Here is a 22,880-nt window from a genome sequence, read left to right on the forward strand (position 1 = left end):
GGAGCACGGGAATGAACTTCTTCATCAAGCTGCTGGGCACGGGCATCAGCCTGCTTGCCGGGTTCGCCGGCACCAAGGCCGTTGACGCGATCTGGGAAAAGACCACCGGCAAGAAGCCACCAAAGGGCGGCAAGGACGATGTCCCCACCACGCTGCGGACCGCGTTGACCTTCGCGCTGGTGTCCGCCTCTGTGAGCGCCATCATCCAGGTCCTCGCCAACCGTGGCACGCAGCGGGCCATCACGCGCTTCGCCAAGAGCCAGGACATCGTCTAGGCGCAGGAAAAACCGGGCTGTGATCAGTCCGGCCGGCCGCCGTCGGAAGCATCCTCCCGGGAAGCTTTGGCGGCGGCTTTCTGCACCACGGCCTCGAGCTCGTCGGAGCTGAGGAGTTCGCGGTGCAGGTGCTTGGTCCGGTAACCGGCCCGGCCCACCATGTGCGCAGACACGGGCACGGTCAGCAGCTGGAAGATCCAGGCCACCAGCAGCACCGGCCACACCCACCCGGTGCGCAACTGCAGGCCGATGGACGCCAGCAGCAGGAACAGGCCCAGGACCTGGGGTTTGGTGGCGGCGTGCATCCGGCTCAGGAGATCAGGGAACCGCAGCAGGCCCACTGCGGCGGCCAAGGACATCAGCGCGCCCACGATCATGAAAACGGCGGACACGGAGTCAATGACGATGTCCAGCACGGCGGGCTCAGGACTCATGGGGCTGCTCCCGCCGGTCTGCCACGAAGCGGGCCACGGTCACCGAGCCGATAAACCCAATGATGGACAACGCCACCAGCAGCATGAGGTTGTTCAGGTGCCGGTTCACGGCCATGTCGATGCATAAGGCCGCACCGAGGATGGCCAGCAGCACGTCCGAGGCCAACACCCGGTCCAGCAGCGAAGGCCCCCGCGCGATCCTGATGATGGCTCCGGCGGCCGCCAGCGAAAGGATGACTGCCGTGACGGCCAGGACGATCTCCATCATGCTGCAGCCTCCGCTCTGATTGCGTCCAGTTCTTCCTGGCTTCCCATGATCCGAATGAGCCCGGCTTCGATGTCCCGGACTTCCCGGCGGAGACTCTCCACCTCTTCCGGAGTGCCGATGTTCAGGCAGTGGAGGTAAAGCGTGGACGTGGAGCGGTCCACCTCCACCACCAGGGATCCGGGAATCAGGGAGATGACGTGCCCGGTGGCGGTCACCATCAGGTCCTCATGGCTCCGTAGCGGAACGGCGACGACGGCGTTCCGCACCGAAGGGCCTCGGACGGCCGCCAGGTACATCACCTGGAAGCTCGCGGCCATCACCTTCCCCAAGAACATCAGCGCGAAGGGAACTGCGTGGAGGACATTAAAGCGGCCGCTCAGTTCCACTGGGGGAAGGTAGAACATCCGGGCCACGGCCACAGCGAGGATGGCCCCGAAGAGGAGGTTGCCCGGGCTGAAGTCCTGCCAGAGCGCGCCCCAGACGATGACCAGCCAAACCAGGAGCGGGAGCTCCTGGCGCAGGGAGATCCGCCGGCGGCTCACTTGCCGCCTCCGGAGGTCAGGATGAGGGGAACCGCCGTTTCTTCGCCCAGGACAGCCTGGATGTAGGAGGACCTGTCCAGCATGTCAGCGGCGGCCTGGTCCGAGACCTTGAACAGCGGACCGGCAAAGACCGTGAGCGAGACGCCCAGCAGCACCAGTCCGAAGGTGGAGCCCACCATGGTGCGCGGCAGCAGTGTGACGTTGTTGCGGCCTCCCCGGCGCCCGGTATCGGAGGTCTCGCGCGGGGCGAGAAGCACGGGGTCGGGGTGCTCGGCGTCGGACGGTTTGCGCCAGAAGGCGCGGTTCCATACCCTGGCGACGGCCAGCAGGGTCAGCAGGCTGGTGAGCACGCCTCCGATCACCAGGGTGTACGCCAACGGCGTGCCGAGCTCGATGCCGGCCTGCATGAGGCCCACCTTCCCCAGGAATCCGGAGAACGGCGGTATCCCCGCCAGGTTCATGGCCGGGATAAAGAACAGCAGTGCCAGCAGGGGCGACAGTTTGGCCAGCCCGGCCAGCCGGTCAATGGAGGAGCTGCCGCCGCGGCGTTCGATGAGGCCGGTGACCAGGAAGAGGCTGGTCTGGATGGTGATGTGGTGGGCCACGTAGAACACGGCCGCGCCCAGCCCGGCCACTGAGGACATTGCCAGGCCGAACACCATGTACCCGATGTGGCTGACCAGGGTGAAGGACAACAGACGTTTGATGTCGCTTTGCGCCAGGGCGCCAAGGATGCCCACCACCATGGTGAGCAACGCCGCCACCATTAGTGGTGTGTTGAGCGAGTCGCCGGGGAACAGGAGCGTCTCGGTGCGGACCATCGCGTAGACGCCCACCTTGGTGAGCAGGCCGGCGAACACTGCAGTGACCGGCGCCGGGGCGGTGGGATATGAGTCGGGCAGCCAGAAGGACAGCGGGAACACGGCTGCCTTGATGCCGAACGCCACCAGCAGCATCACGTGCAGGAGGGTTTTGGTGCCTTGGTCCAGGTCTGCGAGCTTGATCGCGAGATCGGCCATGTTCACCGTTCCGGTGGCTCCGTAAACCATGGCGATGGAGATCAGGAACAGCACCGAGGAGACCACGGACACCACCACGTAGGTGACGCCCGCACGGATCCGGGGGCCGGTGCCGCCCAGCGTCATCAAGACGTAGCTTGCCGTCAGCAGGATCTCGAACCCCACATACAGGTTGAAGAGGTCACCGGACAGGAAGGCGTTGGACACACCGGCCACCAGGATCAGGTAGGTCGGGTGAAAGATCGAGACGGGGGCGTCGTGGTCGCCGTCGGCCATGCCCTGCCCGGTGGCGTACACGAGCACCGCGAGGCTCACGGCCGACGAAACCACCAGCATCAGGGAGGAGAACTGGTCCACCACCATCACGATGCCCCAGGGCGGCAGCCAGCCGCCGATGTTCACCGCGGCGGTACCGCCTTCCCAGACGGAGGCGAGGAGAAGGCACTCGAGCGCGAGGGTGAGGGAAAGCAGCGCGATGCTCACGGTCCGCTGCGCCCGTGAGTGCCGGATCAGCACAAAGGTCAGGGCGGCGCCAAGGATGGGAAGTACGACGGCGAGCGGGGCAAAGCTTGCGATGTTCACTTCACACCTCCTTCGGGGCCTGGGGTGACGTTTTGGGAGCCTGGCTGCTCTTCGGCCGCGGCGTCGATGGCATCAATCCTCTTGGCACCGGCCGCGATGGTGCTCCCGGCCGATTCCCCGCCGGCCCGGGCCAAGGCCTGGTCAGACACCGAACGGCCGTCGCCGCCGACCATGGTCAGGGGAAACTCGGAGGTCTCCATGGGGATCTCGGCGTCGTCCTCGGCGTCGAAACTGGGCGTCTCGGCGACGCGGAGGTCCTCGACGTCGTCCTGGATCTCATCCTGCCGGGCCAGGACCCAGGTGCGGTAGATGATGCCCAACATAAAAGCCGTCACCGCGAATGAGATGACGATGGACGTAAGGATCAGCGCCTGCGGAAGGGGGTCGTTGTAGTCCTGCGCGGGCGTGTCCTTGGCGTAGAACGGCGCCAGGCCGGCATACCCGCCAGTGGCGAGGATCAGCAAATTCGTGGCATTGGCGAGGAGCATCAGGCCCAGCAGGACGCGGGTCAGGCTGCGTTCCAGGAGGAGGTAGATCCCGCAGGCGTAGAGTGCCCCCATCACGGCCAGGAGGGTCAGGTTGACGCTCATGACTGGCCCCTTGCTGTGGTTTCGGCAGGGACGCCCAGTGGTTCCTGTTCCTCGGCCGGGGCCGTCGCTTGGGTTTCGACGTTTTCATCGATCTCGGCCCCCAGGCTGCGCAGCACGTCCAGCACCAGGCCCACCACCACGATGTAGACGCCGATGTCGAAGATAGTGGAGGTGACGAACTTGATGTCGCCGAAAACGGGCAGCCACAGTTCGATGATGGCCGTCTGGAAGACCTGGCCGCCTAGCAGGAGCGGCACCACGCCTGAGGCGGCAGCAGTCGCAAGTCCGATGCCCAGGAGGGTCCCGGCGCTGATAGGGGTGGCTTCCCGCAGTTCAAAACGGCCACCGGCCAGGTAGCGGATGGTCAGCGCCAGGCCGGCGGTGAGTCCACCGGCGAAACCGCCGCCGGGCAGGTTGTGCCCCGCCAGCAGCAGGTACAGGGAGAAGATGATCATGGAGTGGAAAATCAGCCTGGTGACCACTTCGAAAATGATCGAACGCCGTTCCGGGGCCAGCGTCCTGCCGGCCACAATCCAGGCGTCCCGGGTGGACGCGGCGAACTTCCTGCTGATGGCCAGCGCGGCGGCGTCACGGGAGCCAGGATCGACGCCGGGGTGCCTGCCCACGGTGCCCTCGGCAACATCGGCGGACATCAGGATGCGGTCTCCGCGGCCGCGGACGAAGATCAGGCTGGCCACACCGGTGGCGGCGAGGGCAAGGACCGAAATTTCGCCAAACGTGTCCCAGACGCGGATGTCCACCAAGGTCACGTTGACGATGTTCAGCCCACCGCCGCCCTCGTAGGCGAGGCGGGGGAATTCCAGCGAAACGGGCGTGGCAATCCGGGCGCCCATGGCGTAGATGGCGGCAAAAATCATGGTGACGCCGAAGCCCAGCCCGATGATGACGCGCACCACCCGGTATTTGCCGCCGGTGCGGTCCCGGAGCTCTGCCGGCAGGCTGCGCATGGCAAGGACAAAGGCCACCAAAATGATGGTTTCCACCAGCATCTGGGTGAGTGCCAGGTCCGGGGCACCCTGCAGGGCGAACATCAGGGCAATGCCGTAGCCCGTCACCGAGACCATCAACACCGCAAGGAACCGCTTGTTTGCCTTGACGGCCGCGAGGGCGCCGATCACGATGCCGGCGGCCGCCACCAGCTGCAGCGGCGAATTGGGATCGATGAAATAGAGGTTGTCCGGGAGCGGCTTATTGGAGGCCAGCATGGCGACGAGCGGCAGGACGCAGGCCACGGAAAGGATGACCGCCAAGTAGAAGTAGAGCGAACCACGCTGGGTGCGGCCGGTGATCCAGACAGCGGTGTCGTCCAGCGCGCCGATGGTGTACTGGTAGGCGCGGTCGGCGTCGATCCAGCCCGGCACGCGGTCCTGCACCCGCGCCACCAGGGTATGGCCAAAGTACATCGCCAGGCCCAGCGCGAACGTGACAGCCGTCAAACCCAGGGCCGGGGTCATGCCATGCCACAGCGCAAGGTGCCCTGCCTGCTCGGCTGGGGTCCCGGCGTCGGGCGCGGTGGAGGCAAACAGCGCGGCGTACGGCTGGATCCACGCATCCACCGGTGCCGGCCACAGGCCGTAGACGATGGTCAGGAGGCTCAGAAGGGCAGGAGCGGCGAGGAAGGATGGCCGGACGGCCTTGAACGGGGTCCGGTCAACTCCGGGCTTGGCGGCAAAGGCGCCCCACATGAAACGGGCGCTGTAGGCGAAGGTCAGGATGGAACCCAGGACGATGCCCGCGAGCACCACCAAGCCCCACGGACCGCTCTGCGCGTGGTGGACGAAGGCTTCCAGGACCGATTCCTTGGCCACGAACCCGGCGAGCAGCGGAACGCCGGCCATGGACGCGGCGCCGATGCCGGCCACGATCCCGAGGGCCCGGGACGAGGTGAAGACGCCGGACAGCTTCCGGACGTCGCGGGTCCCGGACTGGTGGTCGATGATACCTACCACCAGGAACAGAGTGGCCTTGAACAGCCCGTGAGCGAGCAGCATCGCAAGTCCGGCCAGCGCGGCGTCGGGGGTGCCAAGGCCCACCACCATGGTCAGGAAGCCCAGCTGGCTGACGGTGCCGTACGCAAGGATCAGCTTGATATCGGTCTGGCGGAGCGCCCGGTACCCGCCCACCAGCATGGTGGCCAGCCCGAGCCCTAGGACAACCGGCTGCCAATAGGGGGTTTCCGCGAAGCCGGGCGCCAGCCGTGCCACGAGGTAGATGCCCGCTTTGACCATCGCCGCGGCATGCAGGTAGGCGCTGACCGGCGTGGGGGCAGCCATGGCACCGGGAAGCCAGAAGTGGAAGGGGACCAGCGCGGATTTGGTGATGGCACCGACCAGGATGAGGACGACGGCGGCACCCACCGCTGAGCCGGTTGGCCCGGCTACCAGCTCGGGAGACTGCGCCAGGATTGCTGAGATCCGGTACGTGCCCGCGCTGTAGCCGAGCATGATCAGACCCACCAGCATGGCGAGACCGCCGGCGGTGGTGACCATCAGTGCCTGCAGCGCGGAGCGGCGGGCGGCAAGCCGCGTGCGGGCGAATCCAATCAGCAGGTAGGACAGGATGGTGGTGAGTTCCCAGAAGATGAACAGCAGGAGGAGGTCGTCCGCCACCACCAGGCCGAACATGGCTCCGGCGAAGGCCAGGAGCTGGGCGCCGAAACCACCAAGGTCCTGGTCTTTTTTCTTGAAGTACCGCGCACAGTAGACCAGCACCAGGGCACCGACCCCCAGCACCAGGAGCGACATCACCCAGGCAAGGGCGTCCATCCGGAAGGCGAACTCCAGCTTGAGGCCCGGAATCCAAGGGAATACCTCGTCAACCGGGCCGGAGTTCGAGTAGACGGCCCCGTGCTGCAGCAACAGCCAGAAGAATGACGCCGCCGGGACAGCAGCCAGCGCATAAAACGCGTTCCGCCCCCAGGCCCTGAACAGAAATGGCGCCACAGCAGCCACCGCAAAGTGCACGGCAAGAACTGTGATCACTGGTATCTCCGCAACGTCAGGGATTCGATTGTCAAAAGTAAGAGCAGGCGGTCATTCGTAAGATTTCAGTGCCCACAGTTTATCAAGGTGCAACAGGCACTCCTGCCGCACGGGGTTGACCGGGTGGAAGGATTCGGCGGCTGTCCGGGTTATCGTCCACCGGTTGTTCGCCACGGGCGGATACGATTCAGCCTATGAACACCGCCAGCGCTCCTGAGGCCATGCAGCCGCCATCGGAACTCGAAGCAGGAAACAAGGCGACCAGCAAGGGCCGCGTCCTCGCCTGGGCCGCCTGGGACTGGGGATCGGCCGCCTTCAATGCCGTGATGACCACGTTCGTCTTCACCGTGTACCTGACCTCCAACGCCTTCGGCGGCGAGGACCAGGCCTCGGCAGTCCTGGGCGGTGCGCTGGCCATAGCCGGCTTCGCCATCGCCGTGCTCGCCCCGGTGACCGGGCAACGTTCGGACGCAGGCGGACGCCGGAAGCTGTGGCTGGGAGTCAACACGGCCGCCGTCGCCATCCTGACGGCACTGTGCTTCTTTGTGTTCCCGAGGCCGGAGTTCCTGTTGCTTGGCGTGTCCCTCATTGCACTGGGAAACGTGTTCTTCGAGTTTGCCGGCGTCAACTACAACGCCATGCTCGCGCAGGTCTCCACCCCGAGGAACATTGGAAAGGTGAGCGGCTTCGGCTGGGCCAGCGGCTACCTCGGCGGCATCGTTGCCCTCCTTGTTGTCCTGCAACTGTTCGTCCAGCCGAGCTTCGACTGGTTCGGGGCGTCCACCCAGGACAGCCTCAACATCCGCCTGGTTGCCGTGTTCTCCGCCCTGTGGTTCTTCGTCTTCGCGCTGCCGGTCCTGTTCGCCGTTCCGGAACTCCCGCGGCCCAGGCAGGCCAAGTCCCTGGGTTTCCTGGCCTCCTACAACCTGCTGGTCCGCCGGATCAAGGCCATCTACGCCACCAGCCCGCACACCATCTATTTCCTGCTGGCCAGCGCGGTCTTCCGTGACGGCCTGGCCGCGGTGTTTACCTTCGGCGGGATCATCGCCGCCGGAACCTTCGGCTTTGAACTCTCCCAAGTCATCTTCTTCGCCATCTTCGGCAACGTCGTGGCGGCTGTCGGTGCCGTCATTGGCGGCTTCCTGGATGACCGGGTGGGGCCAAAAGCCGTCATCATCGGTTCCCTGGTGGGCCTGCTGATCGCCGGGACCGCCATCCTGGTGCTCGGCAACGGAGACTATTTCTTCTTTGGCATGCAGTGGGCGGGCAGCACCACTTTCTGGATCTTTGGCCTGTTCCTCTGCCTCTTCGTCGGCCCGGCCCAGTCCTCCTCGCGGGCCTACCTTGCCAGGCTCGCACCCCACGGCGAGTCCGGGGAGCTCTTTGGCCTGTATGCCACCACCGGCCGTGCCGTCAGTTTCCTGGCGCCTTCGCTGTTCACGCTCTGCATCGCGCTGGCCACGCCCCTGGTGGCACCGGGTGAGGCGCAGCGCTGGGGCATCCTGGGCATCATGGTGGTACTGCTCGCCGGCCTGCTGGTCCTGCTGCCGGTCAAGTCGCCGGACAAGGCCCCCATCGCCGTCGTCCCCGCGGCCTAGGGCAGCGCCCTTTAACCCCGCGCGGACGAACTTGGGCCCCCGCGGCCGCGACTTGGGCGGCGCACGCCCCAAAGAGCCGCCCGCGGATTAGGCTGGAGCTATGAACGTGGATGAGACGGACCTCCCCGGCCTTGGCCGGCGGAAGGATTTTATGACTGCTTCAGGGCGCCGCATTGGCGTCGTGGAGCTGCGGGAAGGCCAGACGGAGCTGATCGTCTCCACCTGGGATGATCCCGACACGTGCCAGGCGTCCATTCCCCTCACCGGGGATGAAGCAGCCACCCTGGGAAACCTCCTGGGCGGACAGCATCTGGCCATGAAGCTCACGGAAGAGCACAGGGATGTCCCCGGCATCGTCACGAGGCAGTTCTCCATCGCTCCGGACTCCCCGTTCCAGAACCAGCCGATGGGCAAAGCGTGCATCCGCACGCGCTGTGGTGTCTCCATCGTGGCGATCATGCGTGAAGGCGAGGTGCTCCCGTCGCCGGGTCCCGACGTCGTACTTCACTCGGGTGACCTGCTCGTCGCCGTCGGTACGCAAGAAGGCCTCGACGACGCCGCCGAGATCCTCCGCAACGGATAGCCGACATGGACCCGCTGGCCCTGACCCTCATTGAACTGGGGGCCGTTGTGTTCTGCCTTGGCCTGTTGGCCAGGCTGGCCGGACGGATCGGAATGTCCCCCATCCCGCTGTACCTGGTGGGCGGTCTCGCCTTCGGCGCCGGTGGGGTGATGAAGCTCGAAGGCATCCAGGAATTCGCCCACCTCTCGGGTGAAATCGGCGTCATCCTGTTGCTGCTTATGCTCGGATTGGAATATACGGCTGCCGAGCTTTTCACCGGTCTGCGCAGGTCCTGGCAGGCCGGTGTCCTTGACCTGGTCCTGAATTTCGTTCCAGGCGCCGCGCTGGCCCTGCTACTGGGCTGGGGGTCAGTCGGTGCGATGGTGATGGGCGGTGTGACGTATATTTCCTCGTCCGGGATCGCCGCCAAGGTGATTACGGACCTCGGCCGGATCGGTAACCGCGAGACCCCAGTGGTGCTGTCGATCCTGGTGTTCGAAGACCTCGCCATGGCCGTCTACCTGCCCATCCTCACCGCCACCCTGGCTGGGGTCAGTTTCCTCGGCGGGCTGACCACGGTGGGGATTTCGCTGGCGGTGGTCACCATAGTCCTGATGGTGGCCCTGCGGCACGGCCACCGGGTGTCCCAGGCCGTCCACAGCGAAAACTCCGAGGTATTCCTCCTGAACCTGCTGGGGGCGGCGTTGCTGGTTGCCGGCGTTGCATCCGCCATGCAGGTCTCAGCGGCGGTGGGGGCGTTTATGCTCGGCATCGCTATATCGGGCGCCACGGCCCACAGTGCCACCCGTATCCTTGAACCGCTGCGCGACCTGTTTGCAGCGATTTTCTTTGTGGCCTTCGGGCTGAACACTGATCCGACATCCATTCCGCCGGTCCTTGGCTGGGCCCTTGTCCTGGCCATCATCACCGCGGTCACGAAAATGGTCACCGGAATCTGGGCTGCCAAGCGGGCAGGAATCGCCCGCCCGGGACGCTTCCGCGCGGGTGCGGCCCTCATTGCCCGCGGCGAGTTCTCCATTGTTATCGCTGGCCTGGCCGTTGCCTCCGGAGTTGTCCCTGACGAACTGGCCGCCCTGGCTACCGCCTACGTCCTGCTCATGGCCATCATCGGGCCGCTGGCCGCCCGCTACGTGGAGCCGGCGGTCAAGGCCTTTGGCCGCCCGGCCCGGGTGCCCGCACAGGCTTAGCCGCCGACGCCAATTCCCCGCAGCCCGTCCCGCCCGACCCGAATTCCGCGCCGAGGGGTTAAATCTGGGTGCGGTGGAAGTTCAGGTGGCTGCGGCTGGCGGTCGGGCCACGCTGGCCCTGGTACCGGTTGCCGTACTCACCGGAGCCATACGGGAATTCCGCGGCGGACGTCAGCCGGAAGAAGCACAGCTGGCCAATCTTCATGCCGGGCCACAGCTTGATGGGCAGCGTTGCCATGTTGGACAGTTCCAGAGTCACATGCCCGGAGAATCCGGGGTCGATGAAACCGGCGGTGGAGTGGGTGAGCAGGCCGAGGCGCCCCAGTGAGGACTTGCCTTCAAGGCGTGCCGCAATGTCATCCGGCAGGGTCACGGTCTCGTACGTGGAGCCGAGCACGAACTCCCCCGGGTGCAGGATGAACGGCTCACCGTCCTCGACCTCCACCAGGCGGGTCAGCTCCGGCTGCTCTTCTGCGGGATCGATGTGCGCGTATTTGTGGTTGTCGAAGAGCCGGAAAAACCGGTCAATGCGTACATCCACCGAGGACGGCTGGACCATCACCGCATCGTACGGTTCAAGGACAATCCGTTGGGAGTCTATTTCGGCACGAATATCGCGGTCAGAGATCAGCACGCCTCCCAAAATACCGCATGCGCGGTGCCCACTGCTGCCCGCGGGCGGGAAAGCTTCAGGCTGTGACGCCTTGGAATGCCCGACGGCGGAACGGACCCGCCGCCGAAACGCGGCCTAAGTGGCCGGCTGGAGTTCCAGGACGTGCTTGAGCCGCTCCAACTGGGCCACCTCGGCCTTCATGGTCCGCTGGACCATGGTGTTCAGGAGGCTTTTGATCCCCTTGGGCTGGAACTCGAGGGCAAACCTGACCCTGGTTCCGTCCGGCTCAGTGCTGAGGTAATAGCCGCCGGAGGGCCTGGCTGGTCCGGCGATGACCTGGAATTGTATTTCGGCACCCGGCCGGGCCTGGGTGATTTCGAAGTCTCCGGCAACGGGCCGTCCGGACCTGCCGGCCAGGGTCTGCTGGTACACGGCGCCCTTAGTACCGGCTGCCCCCGTGGCGAGGTCGATGCTGCGGATCCCGTCCCGCCACTGCGGAAGGTTCAACCCGTCAACCAAGAAAGTGTAAACGGCCATCGCGTCACGACGGATGAGTACCTCGTGCTCTGCGAAGGCCATGGGAATCCTTTGTTCGACGTCTGACTTTCAATAGCCCGCCTCCCCCATGACACCGCAGCTATCCGGTTCAGAGTAGTCAGACGTTTCGCCGTGAACCTAGCTACGGACGGGTACGTTATTGAAGAGTTACTGGATGACGCCGGGTGCCCCTGCAGACACGGGCCGGATCGCGGGCGTCGTTGACAGCGGGGCCGCCCAACTGCGCTAAGCTAAGTTCTGCCCCGCCCAAATCGGGGGCACATGCGGCTGTAGCTCAATGGTAGAGCGCTAGCTTCCCAAGCTTGATACGCGGGTTCGATTCCCGTCAGCCGCTCCACAGCGTGATCAGCACAGTTCTGCAGGGATCCGCACACTTGGTGCGGACGACGCCGGGACTAGCCTTTTGTCCCCAGCCTCACCTGGCGCTCCAAAGCCTTTTTGAGGGCAGCCAGCCGGGCGGCCTCCTGTTTCCGGTATGCGGCCTCCTTCGCTCCGGAAAATACCCGCCCGAGTCCCTTGGGATCGTAGTGTGCGGTGACCGTCATGCGCGTGCTGTCGGCCACTGGATACACCACATAGGAACACGTAATCGTTTCGGTCCGGCTCTCCAGCGTCTCGGTCCAGGACCGGTCCGTCACCAGGTCCTCGAAACGCGGCACTTGATCCTCCTGCCCAGGCACTGCCGCGCGCGCCTGCGGGTCGACGCAGAAGGAGTAAACTTCCGGCCGGCTGCAGGGAATAAGGACGGTGTTGTGGATCTCGATGGTTCCCATGGTGCTGTTCCCGTGATGACTAAGCGGGCCTGCCCTTCCCAGTACCCAGAGCGTCATTTTCACATTGGGAACCCTCGGACGCAATGACCGCCGCGCAATCTGTCGGATCAACCTGTCGGATCAACCTGTCGGAGCACTTGTCGGAGCAACCTGTCGGGCCGATGCCTGGGTGTTGCCTGCCGTCCGCACGCGGGGGCCCGTTAGGTGCTGCCGTGTATCGTCAGAAGTCAGGAACCTCTTCGGTTCCGCTACAGGAGCAAACATGGCTGACAAGTCCCCGCGTCAAGCAGCATCCAAAAAAGCCGGCAAGTCCATCAAGGAAAAGCGTGCCGACAAGCGGGCAGCCGCAGCGCCGGCCAGCTCCCTGGATATCACGTCCAGCAAGGCCGCCAAAAAGAAGTGAGTGGCCATAAAACCCAGCTGAGCCTGGGCGTCCTGGCATCCACACGGAAACCCGACGAGCGCCGCGTCCCCATCCATCCCCTGCATTTCGAGCGGATTGACCCCGAAGTGCGCAAGCGCATGATCCTGGAGCAGGGCTACGGCGAGCGCTTCGGCATCTCGGATGACCACCTCTCCACCCTCGTGGGGAAAATGGCCACCAAGGAAGCGCTGCTGGCGGAGGCCGACGTCGTACTTCTGCCCAAGCCGCAGCCGGCGGACCTGGCCGAGCTGCGCGATGGCCAGGTCCTTTGGGGCTGGCCGCACTGCGTCCAGGACCGCGCCATTACCCAGCTGGCCATCGATAAGAAGCTCACGCTGATCGCTTTTGAGGCAATGAACCACTGGGCCAGCGACGGCGGCTTTGGCCTGCACGTGTTCCATAAGAACAATGAGCTCGCGGGATACTGCTCAGTCCTTCACGCCCTTTCGCTGACCGGTTCAACCGGCGATTACGGACGGCGCCTCAGCGCCGTCGTGATCGGTTTTGGGGCCACTGCCCGCGGCGCGGTGACCGCGCTGAATGCCCACGGCATCCATGACGTCCAGGTGCTGACCAACCGCGGTGTTGCCGCGGTGGGCGCCCCGATCCACTCGGTCAACATCGTGCAGTTTGATCACGACGACGAGGCCCCCTTCCTGAGCCAGGTCATCACCGAGCGGGGCCGGGTTCCGCTGGCTCCGTTCCTGGCCGAGAGCGACATCGTAGTTAACTGCACGCTGCAGGATCCCAATAATCCACTCACCTACCTGCGAACAGAGGACCTGGAGGCGTTCAGCCCTGGAAGCCTGATTGTCGACGTGTCCTGCGACGAGGGCATGGGCTTCAGCTGGGCGCGGTCCACCACGTTCGCGGAACCGATGTTCACCATCGGGAACCACATCAACTACTACGCGGTGGACCACAGCCCCTCCTACCTCTGGAATTCGTCCAGCTGGGAGATCAGCCAGGCCGTGCTGCCTTTCCTGGAGACGGTCATCGGCGGTCCGGAGGAGTGGGACGGGAACGAAACAATTTCCCGGGCCATCGAAATCCGCGACGGCGTGGTCCTGAACAAGGACGTCCTGGAGTTCCAGCAGCGCCAGGCGGAGTACCCTCACCTGCCTGCTTAGGTCCCGGGCAGGTTTTAGCAGCCGCAGGCGGACCAGGCTGCCGCCGCTGGCTTCTTAGGCCGGCGCCGGACGGCTGACGATCCGCACGGGGTGGCGCCGGTCCTTCAGGTCTACCCGAAGTTTCAGCGCCCCCTTGCGGGCAAGGACAACCCCGACGGTCAACGCGGCGAGTGCCGGTACCCCGCCCGACACCAGCAGAGCTATGTGCGGGTCTGCGTGTTCGGCAATCCAGCCGAGCATGGGACCGCCGATAGCCTGGCCGCCAATCAGCACCATGATGTACAGGCTCATGACGCGGCCGCGGATACCCATGTTCGAGCTGACCTGGACCAGCTGGTTGGATCCGGTCAGGAACATCAGGCACCAGAAGCCGGACAACACCATCACCACGCTGAACCAAACCATCGACGGCGCCAGCGCAGCCAGGCACAGCATGAGGCCGTACATTCCGGCGCAAAACACCACCGAGCGAAGCCGCAACTGGCGGCGGCGGGTTGACGCGATGGCGCCGCACAGGGCACCCAGCGCGACCAAGGCGTTCAGCAGGCCGTAGCCGCCGGCGCCGACGTCGAACACATGATCGGCAAAGGCTGCGAGCAGCACCGGCAGGCTCATGGCGAAAACGGCGATGAACCCGGCCATCAGCCACGGCCAGTAAATGGTGGGTTTGCTCAGCGCGTATCGCAGCCCTTCACGCAGCATGCCCTTCTTCTTGGGCGCCGGGGTGCTGACGAACAGCTGGTCCTTCCGTAGGAGCAGCAGCATGGCCACCGTGGAGCAGCAGGCCAGCGCATTTGCGGCGAAGGCCCAGCCGGCGCCGACGGCGGTCAGCATCAGGCCCGCGAGCGCCGGGCCGATCAGGCCGCCCAACTGGAACGTGGTGGAGTTGACGCTGATGGCATTGCGCAGGTACCTGGGCCCCACCAGTTCGTTGACGAAGACCTGCCGCGCGGGCTGGTCCAGCACCGTAACCAGGCCCAGCACCAGGGCAATGACGTAGACGTGCCAGACCTGAACTGCGCCAGTGAGGGCGAGGACAGCGAGAGCCGTCGCCAGGACCGCGGCCAGGCATTGACAGACAATGAGGATCTTCCGCTTGGCAAACCGGTCCGCCATCATGCCGCCCCATGGACCCAGGATGAGCGAGGGCATAAACTGCAACGCCACGGTGATGCCCACCGCGGTCACTGAACCGGACAGCTCCAGGACCATCCAGTCCTGGGCAATCCGCTGCATCCAGATCGCAATCACCGCCACAAAGTGGCCGATGGCGAAGATGCGGAAGTTGGGGACCCTGAGGGAGATGAATGTGTGTTTCCAGGGGAGCCGTTCGCTGACGACGGCGATGGGTTGGGTTTCGGAACTGGCGGAGTCGATGACGGGCTGGCTGACGGTTGCCGACGATGGCGGTGGGGGTGCCACAGGGGTGTCCTCAAGTAAGCGGGCGGGTTGGGATGCCCTTAACGCTAGGCTGACCGGCCATGATTATGTAGGGTTATTGCGTCTATAACTCGCATTGCGCAACGTAATACAGCCGCTCGGACCTGCCACGCCCGGCCCACGCACCAGAGACCCACAAGGAGCCCTTCGTGTTCGAACCCGCCCAGCTCCGCTCGTTCCTCGCCGTCGCGGAGACACTGAGTTTCACCAAGGCCGCTGAACGGCTGGGGTTAGCCCAGCCCACCGTCAGCCAGCACGTGCGCAAGCTTGAAGCGGCCGCCAAGCGGGTCCTGGTCACGCGGGACACCCGCGATGTCCGGCTGACAGATAACGGCGATGCCATGGCCGGGTTCGCCCGCACCATCCTGTCCGCCCATGATGCCGCCTCGCGCTACTTCTCCGGCTCCGCCATGCGCGGGCGGCTGCGCTTCGGCACCGCGGACGACCTCGCCATTACCGGGCTGCCCCGGATCCTGCGGGAATTTCGCCAGATCTATCCGCAGATCAACCTCGAGCTCACCGTCGGGCAGAGCGACCAGCTCTACAGGAAGCTCAATGCCGGCCAGCTGGACCTGGTGTTCGTGAAGTGGGTGGCCGGAGCCAAGGACGGCACCGTAGTGCAGCACGATTCCTTCTCCTGGGTGGGGTTGGACCAGACGTCGCTGGAGCCCGGAAATCCGGTACCGCTGATCGCCTACCCCTCCCCCAGCCTCAGCAGGAAACTCGCCATCGACGCCCTGGAATCCCATGGCCGGACCTGGCGTATCACGTGCACCACGCGGCAAATCAGCGGCGTTCTGGCGGCGGTCCGAGCCGGCATCGGCGTCGCGGTGATGCCGTCGTCGCTGGTTCCGGAAGACCTGAAAATCATCACCCGGCGCTTCGACCTCCCGCCGGTCGGGGACGTCGATTTCACCCTGATCCGCAACCCGCTGGCCAACGCCGAAGTAATCGACGCCCTGACCCAAGCCATCGTTGGCAGGACCCTCAAGAAGTCGGCCTAAGGGTCTCCGGACACGCCCCGCGGCCCGTTGCATGGGGCACCGGCTTGGCCAAAACCATTGATGCGGAAGCCCGCATCGCCTATGCTGGATTCCCATGGGTCAAGCAGAGGCCGGTTTTGACAAAACGAGCGCGCGCCTGCAACCCATGGGCCGGTCGCGCTCGGGATAGGCAGCCAATGAAGACAGCCAGTAACTCCCATTTCCACTCAGCGCATCCGCATCCGCATACCACCCGGCCACTGGTCACCCACCATTCCCATTTCGGTGGCGGGATGGCCACCACGGAGTCCGAATACGTCGGAAAGCCCACCTGTGATAAGTGCGGAACCGACGAATTCATCTATCTTGAGTCGTACATTCCTCCGGTTTACCGGCGTGACGGGGTGGTCAGGACCCTGGGCGAAGTCGCCTACACCTGCACCCGTTGCGAGGATTTCTCCGCTCACAGCGTTCCTGCATCGTGGGCTCCCCCGGGCTGGTACCTGGGCTAACTTGCTCCCACGGCGCGCTGGGCGCGGCCGATACCACTACTACTAGAACAAAACGGCCCGGCGGCCACCCGAAGGTGGCCGCCGGGCCGTTCGCTTGCGCAGGGGTCTTCGGCGTCAGATCAGGGCATCCGAGAGATGGTTCGGCGTGCCGAAACGGTGGGCCGTGATGCTGATAGCCTGCTCGTGCAGGAACGGCAGCAGCTCAACCCGTCCGGCCTCCGTGACCGGGTGGGGGTAGATCGCCAGGTCTGGACGTCCGTTGGTGGCTTCCGCCAGGGCGGTGGCGTCACCGCCGATCAGGCGGATCCGTGCACCGGACAGCTTGCCCGCAGCCGCGAGGCGGCTAGCTGTTGCCAGCCAGCCGGCGTCGGACTCCACTGTGACGGTGATATCAAGGCCGGTGAGTACCGAGCGGAGCTGAACCGGAAGTTCGACGGCGGTGGACACAGTCAGTGCCGAGTTTGCCAGGACGCCGGCCGCCACAGTCCGCGCCAGGTCCGCCAGCGGCGCACCTTCGGAGAGCCGTACGGTGACCGGCAGCGCACGATAGCGGAAGATGTTCCGCTCCGCGCTCAGGCCGGAAACGTCCTTGGCGGTGCCGAACTCATCGGTCCAGGCCTGGGCGTCGGAGGCCAGGGAACGCTCAAGCGCCTCAAGCTCGGCAGGCTGCAGGGCACCGGCTGCCGCGTTCCTGATCCGGCGGACAGCGGCGTTGGTGACAGCTGCCGTGGAGGAGGCTTCGGCGCTGACCCAGTCACCGAGGCCGACAAGGTAGTTCGGTCCGCCAGCCTTCGTGCCCGCTCCCACAGCGGACTTCTTCCAGCCGCCGAACGGCTGGCGCTGCACGATGGCACCGGTGATGCCGCGGTTGACGTACAGGTTTCCGGCCTGGATGGAGTCCAGCCAAATCCCGAGCTCGTCGGGGTTGAGAGAGTGCAGCCCGGCGGTGAGGCCGTACTCGATCTGGTTCTGCATGGAGATGGCTTCCTCCAGCGTCTCAGCTGTCATTACGCCGAGGACCGGGCCGAAGAATTCGGTGAGGTGGAAGTAGGATCCGCGCCGGACACCGTGGCGAACTCCCGGGCTCCACAGCCGGCCCGTGCCGTCCAGCTTCTTCGGCTCCACCGCCCAGGTTTCGCCATCGCCCAGGGTGGTAAGGGCGTTGAGGAGCTTGCCATTGGCGGGCTCGATGATCGGACCCATCTGGCTGGTGGGATCTTCCGGGTAACCAACCTTCAGGGAGGTGACGGCGTCGATCAGCTGGTTGTGGAACCGCTTGGACTTGGCCACCGAGCCCACCAGGATCACCAGTGACGCTGCGGAGCACTTCTGGCCTGCGTGGCCGAACGCTGAGTACGCAACGTCCTTGGCGGCCAGGTCCAGGTCCGCGCTGGGGGTGACGATGATGGCGTTCTTGCCGCTCGTCTCGGCCAGGAGCGGCAGGTCCTTGCGGAAGGAACGGAACAGCTCGGCGGTCTCATAGCCGCCGGTGAGGATCACCCGGTCCACGGCAGGGTGCGAGATCAGCTGCTGGCCGAGCTCACGCTCGCCGAGCTGGACCATGGTCAGCACATCCTTGGGGACGCCTGCTTCCCACAGGGCTTCGATCATCACGGCACCGCTGCGGCGGGCCTGCTTGGCAGGCTTGATGACGACGGCGGAGCCGGCGGCGAGTGCCGCAAGGGTGGAGCCTGCCGGGATGGCCACCGGGAAGTTCCACGGCGGAGTGACGACGGTGAGCTTGGCTGGAACGAACGTGGCGCCGTCGACCTTTTCCAGCTTGCGCGCGGACTCGGCGTAGTAGTGGGCAAAGTCCACGGCTTCGCTGACCTCGGGGTCGCCCTGATCGATGGTCTTGCCCGTTTCGGACGCCATGACCTCAAGCAGGTCGGCGCGGCGGGCCTCGAGTACGTCGCCGGCGCGGTGGAGGATCTCGGCCCGCTCGTCGCCGGAGAGGGCGCCCCAGGCCTTGCCCTTTTCGACGGCGGTGCCGATGACCTTGTTGAGGGTGTCCGCGTCCGTAATGGTGGCGGCCTCTACAGCGGCATTGCCCAGGGTGGAAGACGGGACGCGCTGCAGGATGGCCCGGCCCCAGTCACGGTTGGCCGGCAGTGACGGGTCCGTGTCCGGGGTGTCCTTGAATGAATCGTGCGGCAGGGGCTGCGGCGGCAGGCTGCGGTTCTGCTGCCGGCTGGCTGGCGGGATGGCGTCGTCGAGCTTGTCCAGGGAGGCGAGGAAGCGCTGCTTCTCGCGCTCGAAGAGCACTTCGTTTTCACTCAGCTCGAAGACAGCGGACATGAAGTTGTCCTGGCTGGCGCCCTCTTCGAGGCGGCGGATCAGGTAAGCAATGGCAACGTCGAACTCGGCCGGGTGCACCACGGGGGTGTAGAGCAGGAGCGAACCGACGTCCTGCTTGACCGCTTCGGCCTGGCCCTGCGCCATGCCCAGCAGCATCTCGAACTCAATCCCCGATTCCACGCCGCGCTGCTTGGCGAGCAGCCAGGCAAAGGCGATGTCGAACAGGTTGTGGCCGGCCACGCCGATCCGGACGTTGTTGATCCGGTCCGGGTGCAGCGAGTAGTTGATGACGCGCTTGTAATTGGTGTCCGAATCCTGCTTGGTGCTCCAGGTGGCCAGCGGCCAGTCATGCAGCGAGGATTCCACCTGTTCCATGGGCAGGTTGGCGCCCTTGACCACGCGGACCTTGATGGCGGCGCCGCCGTTGGCGCGGCGCTCGGCGGCCCAGTCCTGGAGGCGGATCATGGCCGAAAGCGCGTCCGGGAGGTAGGCCTGGAGCACGATACCGGCCTCGAGGTTCTTGAACTCCGGCTTGTCCAGGATCCTGGTGAAGACCGCAATGGTCATGTCCAGGTCCTTGTACTCCTCCATGTCCAGGTTGATGAACTTGGCCTTGGGGAAGGAGGCGGCACGGCTGAAGAGCGGGGTGAGTTTTTCGACAACGTGCTCCACAGCCTCATCGAATGCCCACGGCGAGTGCGGTGCCACGGTGGAGGAGACCTTGATGGAGACGTAGTCCACGTCCGGGCGGGCCAGGAGAGTGTGGGTTCCCTCGAGCCGGCGGGAGGCTTCGTGCTCACCCAGGACGGCTTCGCCCAGGAGGTTGACGTTGAGCTTGATCCCGTCCCTGCGGATCTTGGCAATGGCCGGGCCCAGCTTGGCATCGGTGGCGTCAACGATCAGGTGGCCCACCATTTCGCGGAGCACGCGCCGGGCAATGGGGATGACAACCTGCGGCAGGACCGGGGCCATGGCGCCGCCGAGCTGGACAGCGCGGCGCATGTACCAGGGCAGGAAGGACGGGACCTTGGGTGCGAGGGCTGCGAGATTGCGGGCGGCGACGGCGAGGTCTTCGGGCCGGACCACGCCATCGACGAAACCAACGGTGAACTCCAGGCCGTTGGGATCCTTGAGGACACCGGCGAGCTGCTGGGCCGAGGCATCCACGGGAACCTTCGAAGCTTCCGTCAGCCAGCGGCGCACCAGCCCGATGGTTTCGGCCGCGAGGGCACGCGCCTGGGGCACGTCAACGTCAGCTGTGCGGGGCGCGGATCCGGGGTTCACGCCGGGCTCCATAGCAATGTTGGTCATGGCTGGTACTCGTTCTTTCTTTGGGTTCTGAACTGGTCTTCTTCATCAGTATGAGCCCGCAGTCACATAAGATAAAGCGATGTTTTCTAAGCAATACCGATTAGTAAAGCCAACTCTTTTTTAGCCCTTAAACACACGTTGCTCTATCACCATTGGCTCCCAAAACATGTGCTTGGGGACCCTAGGTGATAGAGCAACGGGGGATGGTGGCCCGGTGGTTAGCCGACGGGGCGGTGGAGCTCCTCGAGTTCCTGGTGGCGCGGGCTGTTGGGGTTCATCAGCGAGTGCTTCTTCCCGTAGAAGAAGTAGATGGCCAGGCCGATGACCAGCCAGACGAGGAACCGCCATTTGGTGTCAGCCGGCAGCTGCCAGATGAGCAGGGTGGAGGCGAGGACACCGAATGCCGGGATGAAGGGCATCAGGGGCAGGCGGAACGTACGGGGTGCGTCAGGCTTCTTGTAACGGAAGACGATCACTGCCAGGCAAACCACGACGAAAGCGGCCAGGATGCCGATGTTGGTGAGGTCGGCGACCGCCTTGATCGGGAATACGCCCGCCAGCAGGGCCGAGGAGATTCCAGCGATCCAGGTGACCCGCTGCGGGGTTCCGTGCTTGTCCGTCCCGGCGAACCAGCCGGGGAGCAGGCCGTCGCGGCTCATGGAGAACCAAACGCGGGTGACACCCAGGAGGAACGTCAGCATCACGGTAAGGATGGACAGGACCGCGAAGACAGAAATGATGGTGGCGATGACGGGCAGGCCCACGCTGGTGAAGGCAGAGGCAAAGCCAGCAGCGGGATCGATGTCCTTGTAGTTCTGCATTCCAGTCAGGACCAGGGTGGCCGCGACGTAGAGCAGCATGGCGATGATCAGGGACAGGACGATGGCCTTGGGCATGTGCTTCTTGCCGTCCTTGGCCTCTTCCGCCGCGGTGCTCATGGCGTCGTATCCGAAGACCGCGAAGAACACGGTAGCTGAGCCGGCAAGGACCGGGCCGAATCCGCTGGGCATAAACGGGTTGTAGTTGTTGGTGTCGATGTAGAAGATGCCCAAGCCAATGATGAAGAGAATCAGGACGACCTTGATGGCGACCGCCACGAGTTCAAACCGGCCAAAGGCCTTGGTACCGCGGGACAGGATCCAGGTGACGAGGAGGCAGACCAGGATGGCCGGGATGTTGATGATGCCGCCCTTGCCCTCATCCGCCGTCGAGGTCATCCAGACAGGCAGATGGATGCCAATGCCGGACAGGAAGGCTTCCAGGTACCCGGAAATGCCGATGGCAACGACTGCGACGATCGCGATGTATTCGAGCAGCAGGTCCCAGCCGATGAACCAGCCGATCACCTCGCCCAGCGCAACATAGCCGTAGGTGTAGGCCGACCCGGCCCGCGGGATCATGCCGGCGAATTCCGCGTAGGACAGGGCTGCCGCCGCGGACGCCAGACCGGCGATAAGGAACGAGATAAGAACCGCAGGCCCCACACCCGGGTTTTCTTCACTGCCTGCCGCAACCAAGCCGGCAAGCGAGAAAATACCGACGCCGATAATGCCGCCGACGCCGATGGCCGTGAGCTGCCAGAGCCCGAGGGACTTGAACAGGCCGCTGTGTTTGTTTTCTTCTTCAATGTCGTCGAGGGGCTTGCGCCTCATGACCGACTGGGTCATATCTCTGGTGCTCATCAGGAACTCCTGGGTTGGGGGTGCGGCCCCATCGCGGCGCCTAAAGTGCCAGCTGTGACGGGGGTAACTCAGCTACAACAGTATGCAAGCGTGGTTGCGTTAGATAAAGTGACTACTTCTAATCAGTATTCATTAGATTCAACAAGGAATCTCCCATGCTCGATGTCCGCCGCCTCAGGCTGCTCCGCGAATTGAAGATCAGGGGCACGTTGGCCGAGGTGGCCGAGGCGCTTCAGTACAGCCCGTCGTCGGTCTCCCAGCAGCTGGCTTTGCTGGAAAAGGAAGCCGGGGTCGAACTGCTCCGCAAGACCGGCCGCCGCGTCCAGCTCACACCACAGGCCGAAGTCCTGGTGGCCCACACGGCGCAGCTCCTCGAGACGCTGGAGCAGGCCGAAGCGGACCTGGCAGCCTCCCTCACAACCGTCACCGGCACTGTCCGCATCGCCGTGTTCCAGTCCGCGGCTCTGGCGCTGATGCCGGAAACCCTCTCAAGGATGTCCACCGCGTACCCGGAGGTACGGATCGAAATGATCCAGCGGGAGCCCGAAACGGCATTGCACGAGACGTGGGCCCGGGATTTCGACCTGGTGATCGCCGAGCAGTATCCAGGCCACGCCGCACCACGATACACGGAGCTGGACCGCATCAAGCTAACCACCGATGCGATCCGGCTCGCCGTCCCACCCGAGGCCCCGGGCCGGCCCCGGATCAGCTCGATAGAGGACACGGCGGGACTCGCCTGGGTGATGGAGCCGCGCGGCGCGGCATCGCGGCACTGGGCTGAGCAGGCGTGCCGCAGTGCCGGCTTCGAGCCCGATGTTCGCTATGAGACCGCCGACCTTCAGGCCCAGATCCGGCTCATCGAGTCCGGGAATGCCGTTGCCCTCATGCCGGACCTTGTCTGGACCGGCCGGGGCACCACAGCCCAGCTGCTGGACCTGCCCGGTAACCCGCACCGCACCATCTTCACCTCGGTGCGCCGCTCCAGCGCCAAGCGTCCCGCCATCCTCGCAGCCCGCGAGACACTGGCCATTACCGCGGAGTCGGTGCGGAATCACGACGGCGACTAAAGGGTT

The 22,880-nt window shown here is 65.0% G+C and carries 21 protein-coding genes and 1 tRNA gene; 10 read left to right on the forward strand and 12 right to left on the reverse strand.

All coding sequences use genetic code 11. The features are described from left to right. Positions 1–11: 11 nt before the first annotated feature. A complete protein-coding gene (locus V9L18_RS12275) occupies positions 12–275 on the forward strand; it encodes a DUF4235 domain-containing protein (protein ID WP_337347452.1) in 264 nt (87 codons plus the stop codon). A 23-nt stretch (positions 276–298) separates the two neighbouring features. Here V9L18_RS12275 and mnhG read toward each other — a convergent pair whose 3' ends face one another. The 6 genes from mnhG to V9L18_RS12305 are packed head-to-tail and all read right to left on the reverse strand — an operon-like array spanning position 299 to position 6,712. Beyond that, positions 299–709: a monovalent cation/H(+) antiporter subunit G gene (mnhG, locus tag V9L18_RS12280; RefSeq protein ID WP_337347453.1), complete on the reverse strand. Its 411-nt coding sequence runs from the start codon at positions 707–709 to the stop codon at positions 299–301. After that, positions 699–977, reverse strand: coding sequence for a monovalent cation/H+ antiporter complex subunit F (locus V9L18_RS12285; protein ID WP_337347454.1), 279 nt, complete (start codon positions 975–977; stop codon positions 699–701). Before V9L18_RS12285 ends, mnhG begins: the two co-directional genes overlap by 11 nt. Continuing rightward, positions 974–1,519 (reverse strand): Na+/H+ antiporter subunit E, encoded by a 546-nt coding sequence (locus V9L18_RS12290; RefSeq protein WP_337347455.1) that lies wholly within the window; start codon positions 1,517–1,519, stop codon positions 974–976. The genes V9L18_RS12285 and V9L18_RS12290 overlap by 4 nt, the downstream gene beginning before the upstream one ends. Then, positions 1,516–3,120: a Na+/H+ antiporter subunit D gene (locus tag V9L18_RS12295; RefSeq protein ID WP_337347456.1), complete on the reverse strand. Its 1,605-nt coding sequence runs from the start codon at positions 3,118–3,120 to the stop codon at positions 1,516–1,518. The genes V9L18_RS12290 and V9L18_RS12295 overlap by 4 nt, the downstream gene beginning before the upstream one ends. Continuing rightward, positions 3,117–3,710 (reverse strand): Na(+)/H(+) antiporter subunit C, encoded by a 594-nt coding sequence (locus tag V9L18_RS12300; RefSeq protein ID WP_337347457.1) that lies wholly within the window; start codon positions 3,708–3,710, stop codon positions 3,117–3,119. The genes V9L18_RS12295 and V9L18_RS12300 overlap by 4 nt, the downstream gene beginning before the upstream one ends. Then, positions 3,707–6,712 carry a Na+/H+ antiporter subunit A gene (locus V9L18_RS12305; RefSeq protein ID WP_337347458.1) on the reverse strand — a complete coding sequence of 1,002 codons (3,006 nt, stop codon included), beginning with the start codon at positions 6,710–6,712 and terminating at the stop codon, positions 3,707–3,709. Before V9L18_RS12305 ends, V9L18_RS12300 begins: the two co-directional genes overlap by 4 nt. Before the next feature lie 194 nt (positions 6,713–6,906). Here V9L18_RS12305 and V9L18_RS12310 point away from each other — a divergent pair, with 194 nt between their 5' ends. From V9L18_RS12310 to V9L18_RS12320, 3 genes are all read left to right on the forward strand, one after another. Then, positions 6,907–8,310, forward strand: a complete 1,404-nt coding sequence (locus V9L18_RS12310) for an MFS transporter (RefSeq protein WP_337347459.1) — start codon at positions 6,907–6,909, stop codon at positions 8,308–8,310. Positions 8,311–8,410: 100 nt separating this feature from the next. Then, positions 8,411–8,893: a cation:proton antiporter regulatory subunit gene (locus V9L18_RS12315; protein ID WP_337347460.1), complete on the forward strand. Its 483-nt coding sequence runs from the start codon at positions 8,411–8,413 to the stop codon at positions 8,891–8,893. A 5-nt stretch (positions 8,894–8,898) separates the two neighbouring features. Continuing rightward, entirely contained in the window at positions 8,899–10,080 is a 1,182-nt protein-coding gene (locus V9L18_RS12320) for a cation:proton antiporter (protein WP_337347461.1), read from the forward strand. 58 nt (positions 10,081–10,138) lie between these two features. On the opposite strand, the gene dcd is transcribed toward V9L18_RS12320, so the two are convergent. Both dcd and V9L18_RS12330 read right to left on the reverse strand, forming a co-directional pair. Beyond that, positions 10,139–10,714 carry a dCTP deaminase gene (dcd, locus tag V9L18_RS12325; RefSeq protein WP_337347462.1) on the reverse strand — a complete coding sequence of 192 codons (576 nt, stop codon included), beginning with the start codon at positions 10,712–10,714 and terminating at the stop codon, positions 10,139–10,141. 114 nt (positions 10,715–10,828) lie between these two features. Then, positions 10,829–11,272: an SRPBCC family protein gene (locus V9L18_RS12330; RefSeq protein WP_337347463.1), complete on the reverse strand. Its 444-nt coding sequence runs from the start codon at positions 11,270–11,272 to the stop codon at positions 10,829–10,831. 242 nt (positions 11,273–11,514) lie between these two features. Here V9L18_RS12330 and V9L18_RS12335 point away from each other — a divergent pair. Next, positions 11,515–11,588, forward strand: a tRNA-Gly gene (locus V9L18_RS12335). Between the two features lie 58 nt (positions 11,589–11,646). Here V9L18_RS12335 and V9L18_RS12340 read toward each other — a convergent pair. Continuing rightward, a complete protein-coding gene (locus V9L18_RS12340; RefSeq protein WP_337347464.1) occupies positions 11,647–12,024 on the reverse strand; it encodes a hypothetical protein in 378 nt (125 codons plus the stop codon). A gap of 262 nt (positions 12,025–12,286) precedes the next feature. Here V9L18_RS12340 and V9L18_RS12345 point away from each other — a divergent pair, with 262 nt between their 5' ends. Both V9L18_RS12345 and V9L18_RS12350 read left to right on the forward strand, forming a co-directional pair. After that, positions 12,287–12,427 carry a hypothetical protein gene (locus V9L18_RS12345; RefSeq protein ID WP_165478350.1) on the forward strand — a complete coding sequence of 47 codons (141 nt, stop codon included), beginning with the start codon at positions 12,287–12,289 and terminating at the stop codon, positions 12,425–12,427. Further along, positions 12,424–13,578, forward strand: a complete 1,155-nt coding sequence (locus tag V9L18_RS12350; RefSeq protein ID WP_337347465.1) for a N(5)-(carboxyethyl)ornithine synthase — start codon at positions 12,424–12,426, stop codon at positions 13,576–13,578. The genes V9L18_RS12345 and V9L18_RS12350 overlap by 4 nt, the downstream gene beginning before the upstream one ends. A gap of 54 nt (positions 13,579–13,632) precedes the next feature. Here the strand turns inward: V9L18_RS12350 and V9L18_RS12355 are convergent, their stop codons facing one another. Beyond that, a complete protein-coding gene (locus V9L18_RS12355; protein ID WP_337347466.1) occupies positions 13,633–15,000 on the reverse strand; it encodes an MFS transporter in 1,368 nt (455 codons plus the stop codon). 167 nt (positions 15,001–15,167) lie between these two features. Between V9L18_RS12355 and V9L18_RS12360 the strand changes: the two genes are divergently transcribed. Together V9L18_RS12360 and V9L18_RS12365 are read left to right on the forward strand one after the other, a co-directional pair. Next, positions 15,168–16,022 (forward strand): LysR substrate-binding domain-containing protein, encoded by an 855-nt coding sequence (locus V9L18_RS12360; RefSeq protein ID WP_337347467.1) that lies wholly within the window; start codon positions 15,168–15,170, stop codon positions 16,020–16,022. A 176-nt stretch (positions 16,023–16,198) separates the two neighbouring features. Further along, entirely contained in the window at positions 16,199–16,513 is a 315-nt protein-coding gene (locus tag V9L18_RS12365; protein WP_337347468.1) for a hypothetical protein, read from the forward strand. Between the two features lie 114 nt (positions 16,514–16,627). On the opposite strand, the gene V9L18_RS12370 is transcribed toward V9L18_RS12365, so the two are convergent. Together V9L18_RS12370 and V9L18_RS12375 are read right to left on the reverse strand one after the other, a co-directional pair. Next, complete coding sequence (locus V9L18_RS12370; protein WP_337347469.1) at positions 16,628–20,122, reverse strand: bifunctional proline dehydrogenase/L-glutamate gamma-semialdehyde dehydrogenase; 3,495 nt, start codon at positions 20,120–20,122, stop codon at positions 16,628–16,630. A gap of 218 nt (positions 20,123–20,340) precedes the next feature. Further along, on the reverse strand, positions 20,341–21,804 hold the full coding sequence (locus V9L18_RS12375; protein WP_337347470.1) for an amino acid permease: 1,464 nt from the start codon (positions 21,802–21,804) through the stop codon (positions 20,341–20,343). 155 nt (positions 21,805–21,959) lie between these two features. Between V9L18_RS12375 and V9L18_RS12380 the strand changes: the two genes are divergently transcribed. Then, entirely contained in the window at positions 21,960–22,874 is a 915-nt protein-coding gene (locus tag V9L18_RS12380; protein ID WP_337347471.1) for a LysR substrate-binding domain-containing protein, read from the forward strand. The last annotated feature ends 6 nt before the right edge of the window (positions 22,875–22,880 follow it).

The sequence above is a fragment of the Pseudarthrobacter sp. CCNWLW217 genome (genome assembly GCF_037203985.1).
GTDB lineage: Bacteria > Actinomycetota > Actinomycetes > Actinomycetales > Micrococcaceae > Arthrobacter.

Bases quoted from the DNA above. Each gene is read 5' to 3' on its own strand.
- V9L18_RS12275 (WP_337347452.1), top strand. From the start codon at position 12: ATGAACTTCTTCATCAAGCTGCTGGGCACGGGCATCAGCCTGCTTGCC.
- mnhG (WP_337347453.1), bottom strand. From the start codon at position 709: ATGAGTCCTGAGCCCGCCGTGCTGGACATCGTCATTGACTCCGTGTCC.
- V9L18_RS12285 (WP_337347454.1), bottom strand. From the start codon at position 977: ATGATGGAGATCGTCCTGGCCGTCACGGCAGTCATCCTTTCGCTGGCG.
- V9L18_RS12300 (WP_337347457.1), bottom strand. From the start codon at position 3,710: ATGAGCGTCAACCTGACCCTCCTGGCCGTGATGGGGGCACTCTACGCC.
- V9L18_RS12310 (WP_337347459.1), top strand. From the start codon at position 6,907: ATGAACACCGCCAGCGCTCCTGAGGCCATGCAGCCGCCATCGGAACTC.
- V9L18_RS12315 (WP_337347460.1), top strand. From the start codon at position 8,411: ATGAACGTGGATGAGACGGACCTCCCCGGCCTTGGCCGGCGGAAGGAT.
- V9L18_RS12320 (WP_337347461.1), top strand. From the start codon at position 8,899: ATGGACCCGCTGGCCCTGACCCTCATTGAACTGGGGGCCGTTGTGTTC.
- V9L18_RS12330 (WP_337347463.1), bottom strand. From the start codon at position 11,272: ATGGCCTTCGCAGAGCACGAGGTACTCATCCGTCGTGACGCGATGGCC.
- V9L18_RS12340 (WP_337347464.1), bottom strand. From the start codon at position 12,024: ATGGGAACCATCGAGATCCACAACACCGTCCTTATTCCCTGCAGCCGG.
- V9L18_RS12345 (WP_165478350.1), top strand. From the start codon at position 12,287: ATGGCTGACAAGTCCCCGCGTCAAGCAGCATCCAAAAAAGCCGGCAAG.
- V9L18_RS12365 (WP_337347468.1), top strand. From the start codon at position 16,199: ATGAAGACAGCCAGTAACTCCCATTTCCACTCAGCGCATCCGCATCCG.
- V9L18_RS12370 (WP_337347469.1), bottom strand. From the start codon at position 20,122: ATGACCAACATTGCTATGGAGCCCGGCGTGAACCCCGGATCCGCGCCC.
- V9L18_RS12375 (WP_337347470.1), bottom strand. From the start codon at position 21,804: ATGAGCACCAGAGATATGACCCAGTCGGTCATGAGGCGCAAGCCCCTC.
- V9L18_RS12380 (WP_337347471.1), top strand. From the start codon at position 21,960: ATGCTCGATGTCCGCCGCCTCAGGCTGCTCCGCGAATTGAAGATCAGG.